Below are 1,660 nucleotides of genomic sequence, written 5' to 3' on the forward strand. Positions count from 1 at the left end.
GCACGGCGGCCGGGAAGAGCTGCTTCCACAGCGCGCTGTCGGGCTTGAGCTCGGGCGCCGCAACAAAGGGCTGCAGCGGCACGGCGCCGTTGGGCAGCACCAGTTCCAGTTTCAGCCCAGCCGCCGTGCTGGGCCAGTCGGCCCAGGGCTGCCAGGCGGGGTTGCCCAGCAGGCGCTCCGCCACACTGCCGGGTTCCAGCCGAGGCGAGATGACGACGGAGACGCACCAGCGTCCGCCGCGTTGGCCGTTGGGAAGCACCGTCCAAAGAAGCGTTTGTTTTGCCATGTTGTCGCTCCTTCAGGCGAAGGCCTCGCAGTAGTCACGCCAACCGTAGCGCGTGCTGTCGTCGATGGCGGCCAGCTCGGCGGCCAGCGCGAGCGTCGGGTCGGCCGACAGGCCCAGCAGCTGGCGCAGCGTCGGGTCGCCGTTGCTGCCGGCGAACTTCTTCTCGCAACTGATCGTCACGCTGCCCGAGAAGATGAACACCTCGATCTCGATGGTGAGCGTCGCCTTGCCCACCGCCTTGCCGGTCTCGAACTCGTAGCGCAGCTCGAGGTAGAGCTCCAGCGACGCGGTGATCAGGCCCAGCACGTCCACATGGCCTTCGAGGCGGAAATAGCCCGTCAGGCTGGCCGCATCGGCCTCCATGCGGAAGTAGATGCCGGCCATGACCGACACGCCRCCGGAGGCGACGCCGAAGTCGATGCTGATGGCGGCGCCGAACTCGAAGGCCGCCTCCAGGATCTGCACGCCCTTGGGGTCCAGCGTGATGCCGAAGAAGCCGCCGCCGCCGAAGACGTAGACCGTCAGGTGGAAGGGCTGCTCGCGGGTGCAGAAGTTGAAGCGCACCGACAGCGGCTGGCCGATGAAGGGCACCGTGAAGCCCGCGCCGAGGCTCACGTTGCTGAGGTTGAGCACGCCGCAGGTGATGGCGGGCAGGGCCACGTCGAAGCCGGCGTCGATGCCCTGGGCCGTGATGTCCAGGTACGGCGGGTCGGAGAAGCCGTCGAGCGGGATCAGGTCGCGCAGCGTCTCGACAAAGGACAGCGGGCCGACGAACTTGATGCCCGACAGCATCACGTCGACGTTCATCTTGGCGCTGCTGTCGACGCTGAACTCGATCTTCTCGAAGTTCAGCTCGATGAAGCTGGCCGGCGCGATGAGGACGAGGTCGAAATGGTGCAGGCCGCACAGCACCTGGATCTTCGGCGCGCCGCCGCTCTTCTTCATGCGCGCCTCGACGGCGACGATGAAGGCGTGCTTGTCGTGCACGACGAAGAGCGGTGAGGCCGGATCGAAGCCCCAGCTCTTGATCTCGGGCTTCCAGTCGAAGCGCACGACGAGTTCCTCGCCGAGCAGGTTCTCCAGCATCTGCAGCAAGGGGCCCACCGCGCCCAGGGCGTCCTCCACCACACCCAGGATGTCGAGCAGGGTCTTGCGCGGCGGCCCTTCGAGCAGCGGGAAGGCGGCGACGTCGCCCTTCACTGCGCCGAGCGCGTTCTTGACGGCCTCCACCTTGGGTGCGAGCTCGGCCGGCTTGGTGATCAGCTCGCCCAGGGACTGGCCGGGCGCGGGGTTGTCCAGCAGGTTCTTCAGCGCGTCGAACAGCGTCTTGCCATGGCCGACGAGGCCGGCGATGAGCTTGATGGAGTCCAGCAC

1 protein-coding gene and 1 pseudogene are annotated in these 1,660 nt (G+C 67.3%); both read right to left on the reverse strand.

Translation table 11 applies throughout. The features are described 5' to 3' along the window. Nucleotides 1-286 (reverse strand): hypothetical protein (locus ACXJKR_RS31750; RefSeq protein WP_457326242.1); only part of this gene is annotated, 286 nt, incomplete at its 3' end. Nucleotides 287-298: 12 nt separating this feature from the next. After that, a pseudogene (locus ACXJKR_RS31755) lies at nt 299-1,660 on the reverse strand (hypothetical protein); the annotation flags it as partial.

This window comes from Roseateles sp. P5_E11, from assembly GCF_054049355.1.